This is a genomic window from Candidatus Poribacteria bacterium (assembly GCA_016866785.1).
Taxonomy (GTDB): Bacteria; Poribacteria; WGA-4E.
Genome location: VGLH01000180.1, coordinates 1 through 6,121 on the forward strand (window position 1 = coordinate 1; position 6,121 = coordinate 6,121).

Below are 6,121 nucleotides of genomic sequence, written 5' to 3' on the forward strand. Positions count from 1 at the left end.
GCGGGAGCGCGAACGATCTCCGGTGAGAAGTGTGCCAGTCCGAGCTTCGCCCCGTCCGACGAGAGGACGACGGCGCGCTGGATCTCGTTCTGGAGCTGGCGGACGTTCCCGTGCCACGGATAGGCTTGCAGGGCATTGAGCGCTTCGGGCGCGATGCCGTCCACCGCGCGGTCGAACTCCCGACAAGCGTCGCGGATGAACAGGTCTGCGAGCAGTGGGATGTCGTCGGGACGTTCGCACAACGGCGGTATCGTGATCGGAAAGAGGTTCAGGCGATAGAAGAGGTCTTTGCGGAACCGACCCGACTCTACGTCGGCTTCGAGATTGCGGTTCGTCGCGGCGAGAACGCGCACATCGACGTCGCGAAGATGCATCTCGTCGCCGAGGCGCTGAATCTTCCGCTCCTGGAGCGCGCGGAGCAGGAAGACCTGGGCATCCAACGGCATGTCGCCGATTTCGTCGAGTAGGAGCGTGCCGCCCGAGACGGTCTCGAAGAGCCCGGGGCGGTCTTCGAAGGCTCCCGTGAAGGCTCCCTTGCGATACCCGAAGAGCTCGCTGGCGAGGAGCTCGCGGGGAATCGCCGCGCAGTTGACGGGGATGAGCGGCTTGGCGCGTCGAGTGCTTCCGGCGTGGATCGCCCGCGCGACGAGCTCCTTGCCGGTTCCGGTCTCGCCGCTGATGAGAACCGTCACGTCGACGTCCATCGCGCGCTCGATCAGGGCGATGACCCTCCGCATGGCGGCGGAGCGTCCCACGAGTCCTGACAGCGGGTCATCGACGCCGGCGTTTCGGCGGAGATATCCCACCTCCGTCTGGAGCGACGCGATGCGCGTCTCGCGGATTCGCTCCTGCTGCCGCCGTTCGGTGATGTCGTGGATGGTCGCGATGAGCTGATCGCGGTCGTCCTCCTGCGCGCCGCGGAAAGCGATCTCGACGTCGAGCGGCGTGCCGTCCTTGCGCGTTAGCGTCACCTCATAGCGGGACCGGACGTTGCGCCCGGCGAGATGCTGCCCCAGGCGGTCGCGGAGACGGTCGCGGTCATCTTCGCAGATGATCTCCAGCGCCGACGACAGCTCGGAAAGCTCGCGAGAGGTGTATTGGCTCATACGGCAGAAGGCTTCGTTGGCGAACCGGACGCGTTCGCCTTCGAGAACCACGATGCCGACGTCCACGTCGCTCAGGGCGTCCAAGAGGACCCGCTGCCGCCGTTCGACTCGCACGCTGCCGGTGACGTCGTGGTAGTTGACGACGATGCCGCCGATATTCGGGTCATCGATCCGGTTTGTGCCGATCGCCTGCAGGTGCTTCCAGGAGCCGTCCAGATGGCGGCAGCGGAACCGCATGACAGCGCTCGATCCCGGCTGGCGCGCCACGCCGAGGAGCGCCTCCTGCACCGACGCGAGGTCGTCCGGGTGAACAAGCGGAAGGATGTTCTTCCCGAGCAGTTCGCTCGCTTCGTAACCGAGAACGCTCATGTCATGCGCCGACCGGATGGCGTCCAGCAGGATGCCTTCGGCGTCGATGACGATCGTGTCGACGGCGCTGGCTCCGACCAACGCGTGCATGCGCCGGTCGCCGAAGAGCGTCGAAGATGACTCGGGGATCATGTTCGTTGACCTCGACATGCGTCCGCCGAGCTTAGAACCAATCACGGGCTGCTGTCAACACACCACGCGTACCCTTAAGAAAGCGAGTGTTACTGATTGGCTCCGTGTCCGCCAACGACGGACGGCAACTGCCGGGGCACACTCGCAGCGAGTTCCTTAATTGCCGGCGCTCCCACACCTCCACCTGTGTCTCTTTCTATGCGAAAGCGCGACATGCATCCGTCCCTCCCCGTGACATTGCCCTTCATCGATACCGCAATCCTGCACGACGGCCGCTTGATTCGAAGATGATGCACTCAGTGGTCCGCCGAGCGGCCCCGAGCAGCATCACTGTACTGTACCCATCCGACGCCCTCACAACACCTTCACGGGCTGCTGAAGTGCACGTTTTTCAAGGGTCGCCACGGACGCAGCCATGGAGACCATTGACTTCTGGTCATATGCGATTTCCCTCCGTGGCTCATACGCAGCCCTTCCCCTGCCGATTCCGGCAACGGCGATCCGTGCGAGCGGGTCGAGCCTTGCGAAAAGAGGTCCTCTGAACCGAACGCGCCTCGTATGCGGCGGGTCGGCATGGCGGTACGCGAAGCACGAGTAGCCTGAAGCCCGCGCGATCAAGAATGGCTATGGGACGATGGGATTCGCAGCGGGCGAACATCCGGCTGGGATTGGCGAGACGCAACGAGCCTTTCGGTTGTTTGGGACGGTTCCGGCGAAGCGCACAGCCGGTCGCGGCCGTGTCGTGTCAGCGTTCCAGGTCCCTTATCCTGACCCATGCGCGGCGTTGGCCGCCGAACCGCGACACAGCCGATGCGCAGAGCACCAACACTCAATGCTCGCATAGCCGATACGTAACCGTCGCGCAATGGATACCGACGGATTTCTTAGGAATCCATAGCGATACTTGCGTAGAGTCATCTTGCCGTAGGCGAAGGGTTCACCAACGTGTCTGAGCATGAGGATTCATGAGACGACGGAAGGAAGCCCTGCTAGTGTCATGGACAGTCGTTCATCGTCCAGGTTGTGTCTGCTGATACACCTGATACGCCGCTGCTCACGGTGGCTCAGCGGGCGCTGAAGAACCGTCCACGCTCGCCGTTGGGATCGACCTTGACGGTGAGGCGCTTGCCGCACTTGGGGCATCCGCCGACGAACGCCGTGCGGTCCTTGTTCAGGTAGACCCGTTGGTAGACGTTGCAGCACTCGAACGTGATACCGAGGAACGGTCGCTTCGCTCGGGTCGGCTTGTTGGGCGGAGTTTCAGGCATCGTTGGAACCTTCGCGCGCGTCCGGGGGCAGATCGCGCTTCCAGGTGAGGAGCCCCGTCGGGGCGATATCGTAGCGCAGGACTTCGGCTCCGTCAGCCCGCAGGGCATTGGCGACAAGCCCTTCAGCCCCGTCCTGGCACACGAACGCGAGGCAACCGCCGCCGCCCGCGCCGCACGCCTTCATGCCGATCGCTCCGTGCCGGACTCCGACCGCGTGGAGCCGCCGAATGTCGTCGGTCTCAACGCCGGCGTAGAGCTCCCGTTGGCATTCCCAGTTCTTCTCGACGACCTTCCCCAAAGCGTCCAGATCGCCTGCTAGGAGCGCGTCGCAAGCTTCGTGCGCCGCCTGAGCGAGCTCGGCGAGCGTCGCGTCGAGCGCAGGATCGCCCGACTCGAAGCGCTCGGTGACTCGCCGGTGCAGATCGCTCGACAGCCTCGACTTGCCGGTGTAGGCGAGCAGGACGCGCCGCTGCAGGTCGGCGGCGGCCGTCGGCGACATCGAGACGGGCACCGAGCGGACGAGTCCACCGTGAAAGGTCATAAACTGGACGCCGCCCAGCGCGGCGACGTAATGATCCTGCTTGCCGGAGAGGATGCCGAGCTCCTCGGTTTCCAGAGCGACGGCGGTCTCGGCGGTCTCGGCGGGCGTTTCGACGCGGCGCGTGACGGAGTTCAGCGCGCCGATGAGCGCGACGCCCATGGACGCCGACGTGCCGAGCCCGCTGCCCGGCGGGGCGTCGCTCCGCGTGAAGACCTCCAGCCGTTGACGCACGCGCCGCCGCCGAAGCGCGGCTTTCACCAGTCCCAGGTTCCCTTGGAGTTCGATGTCTTGGATGTCTCGCACATCGGCGAGCTCTTCGCGTTCCCCGTAGTCGACGGAGTACATCGAGACGGGAACCGGGCCGGAGCCGTTGTCGATGCGCCTGCCGTAGTCGTGCGGCGGGCTGCGGTGTTCCCGCACCTCGCGGACGCGGACATGGGAGTAGAGGTTGATCGCGTAGTTGAGGACGGCTCCCGGCGCGCGCTCGGCGAACCGGGGTACGTCGGTCCATCCTCCGGCGAGGTCGATTCGGGTCGGAGTGCGCGCGTAGTGGGCGCGTGCCAAGGGACGGCTCCCTGCCACCAGCGGACGTGAGCGCGTAGGTCGGCGGAGCCCATTATAGGATCGGCAACATGTCCGGGCAACGACGGAAGTCCTTCTGCTAAGCGTGGCTGACACGCATCCAGCAGATGCTTCGCATTCCGGACTAAATGAGCCGCGCGACTTGGGGCGCGTCTGACCTTCGCTCCGCCGTCGCGATCGCGTCTGATGGTGAACTACCCCAATCCCTTCAACCCGGAGACGTGGATTCCCTTCGAGCTCAAGGAGAGTTCCGCCGTTACGGTCAGCATCTACGACGTGACGGGGCTCTCGTGCGGAAGCTCGACGTGGGCTACCGCGAGCCGGGCTACTCACGTCGCGTGGCGAAGCGGCGTACTGGGACGGTCGGAACGAGCTCGGGGAGCGGGTCGCCAGCGGGGTCTACTTCTACGAGCTCCGCGCGGGTTCCTTCCGGGAGACTCGCCGGATGATGATCCACAAGTAGACGGCGACAGTCACCGGGCGCGCGAGGACGGGTCTGAGATCCGTCCCTACGACCTTCACGCCGGTCGATTGAGCGACACGTCTGCGAAGCTGACCGGTCCGCGTGACGCAATGCCCGCGAACTGGTGTCACGGCACCAGCGGAACCGTCCGCTTCTGCGACGCGCTGAGGACCGCGCTCTCGATGATCTGCTGACCGATGCGGCAGAGCTCCGGCGAGAGGGGTCCCGTAACAGGTTCCCCCGATTCGAGGCAGTGGATCAGGTACTGGATGGGGTTCTGGTAGGGCGCTTCGAGCGTGTCCACCGGCATGTCGCTGCCGGCGACATCGGCGCGGGTTTGGACGCGGATCGTCCGCTCGTAGTCGTAGCTGGCGATCGTCCCATCGGTTCCCTTGATGACGAAGCCGCATTTCGGCTGCGGCTGATGCGTCCACGGGTCCGTAAAGGTTCCCCAACGAGTCTCGTACTTGGAGAGCCCGCAGTCGTACCGCGCGACCGTGACGCTGTGCTCGTCTACTTCGAGACCCTCGGGATCATCGACGACGCATGTCACCTCGATGGGAGCCTTCCCGCCGTGGAACCAAGTACCCAGCGTGACGCCGTAGCCTAGATAGTCCTGCAGCGACCCGCCGCCCGCCGCCTTCTGGTAGAACCAACTCTCCTTCTTCTTGGCGCGGTACTCCTCCGTCGTCTCGACCTTGTCGGCGAGATGATGGAGCGGACCCCGGTTCCCGTCGTAGTAGTGGACCTCCGTGACATCGCCGATGTCGCCCCCATCGATCAGGCGCTTTGACGTCACGTGCGGCGGGTACCAACGCAGGGGCCAGTTGATGACCATGGTCTTGCCGGTCTTCCGCATCGCCGCGATCATCCGATCCGCCTGCTCCAGCGACGCCGCGAAGGGCTTCTCGACGAGGATATGGCTCCCGTACGGCGCGAGGCGTTCGGTCCATTCGGCGTGGAGCCCGGTCGCGGCGCAGAGGATGACGATGTCCGGCTTCGTCTCTTCCATGCACCGGCGCTCGTCCGTGAAGACGCGCTCCGTCGGGATGCCGAGCCGGTCGATGGAGTACGCCATCCGCGAGCGGTCCGCGTCGGCGATGCCGACGATCTCCGCCGAGGGGTGCTCGTGCACCATGCGGAGCAGGTCGCCCATATGCATGTGGTCGAAGTTGATGCCAGCGATCCGCCACGTGCGCGTCATCGGTTCCTCCACAATGTGTTGAGCAATGAGCTTCCGCGAAGAGCGTACAGGAAGCCCTAGCACGTGGCAATCACAGATACTGCTGGGTGTTCCCAATGGATGTTGGGATTATGATAGTCTCCTGTCAGCTAACCCCAGGAGACATCGCGATGGCTCGTGCTCGTGCCTATCGTCATTGCCTATCGTCATGACGTGCGTTGTCCGCACTGCTGCCCCAACTGCGGCTCCAATTGGATGGTCAAGTGGAGCAAGTCCAGTGGGAAACAGATCTATCGGATCGGCAAAGGTGGGAAGGTCAACCGCAACGAAGGCGTCCACTCGATCCTGCGAGACCGCCTCTATCGACTCAGCCGGGCAACCAAAGGCTATACCAAGCCTCCCCATGCTCATCGCGTCCGTCGCCATGATCATCGTCCACATGGGGTGGGCGTAATACCAACGCACGTTGAGAATACC

The 6,121-nt window shown here is 64.4% G+C and carries 5 protein-coding genes; 1 reads left to right on the plus strand and 4 read right to left on the minus strand.

Translation table 11 applies throughout. The features are described from left to right. The 3 genes from FJZ36_17560 to FJZ36_17570 all read right to left on the minus strand — a co-directional run. The coding region (locus FJZ36_17560) for a sigma-54-dependent Fis family transcriptional regulator (GenBank protein MBM3216707.1) at positions 1-1,625 on the minus strand (1,625 nt) is incomplete at its 3' end. A 1,046-nt stretch (positions 1,626-2,671) separates the two neighbouring features. After that, complete coding sequence (locus FJZ36_17565) at positions 2,672-2,875, minus strand: hypothetical protein (GenBank protein ID MBM3216708.1); 204 nt, start codon at positions 2,873-2,875, stop codon at positions 2,672-2,674. Beyond that, positions 2,868-3,980, minus strand: a complete 1,113-nt coding sequence (locus tag FJZ36_17570; GenBank protein ID MBM3216709.1) for a hypothetical protein — start codon at positions 3,978-3,980, stop codon at positions 2,868-2,870. The genes FJZ36_17565 and FJZ36_17570 overlap by 8 nt, the downstream gene beginning before the upstream one ends. A 204-nt stretch (positions 3,981-4,184) precedes the next feature. Here FJZ36_17570 and FJZ36_17575 point away from each other — a divergent pair, with 204 nt between their 5' ends. Next, the gene (locus FJZ36_17575) at positions 4,185-4,655 is read left to right on the plus strand and encodes a hypothetical protein (GenBank protein ID MBM3216710.1); all 471 of its coding nucleotides are present in this window, start codon (positions 4,185-4,187) and stop codon (positions 4,653-4,655) included. Here FJZ36_17575 and FJZ36_17580 read toward each other — a convergent pair. Beyond that, on the minus strand, positions 4,589-5,665 hold the full coding sequence (locus FJZ36_17580) for a Gfo/Idh/MocA family oxidoreductase (GenBank protein MBM3216711.1): 1,077 nt from the start codon (positions 5,663-5,665) through the stop codon (positions 4,589-4,591). The genes FJZ36_17575 and FJZ36_17580 overlap by 67 nt on opposite strands. Positions 5,666-6,121 lie beyond the last annotated feature (456 nt).

Excerpts from the sequence above, each read along its gene's own strand:
- FJZ36_17565 (MBM3216708.1), bottom strand. The coding sequence starts at position 2,875 with ATGCCTGAAACTCCGCCCAACAAGCCGACCCGAGCGAAGCGACCGTTC.
- FJZ36_17575 (MBM3216710.1), top strand. The coding sequence starts at position 4,185 with ATGGTGAACTACCCCAATCCCTTCAACCCGGAGACGTGGATTCCCTTC.
- FJZ36_17580 (MBM3216711.1), bottom strand. The coding sequence starts at position 5,665 with ATGACGCGCACGTGGCGGATCGCTGGCATCAACTTCGACCACATGCAT.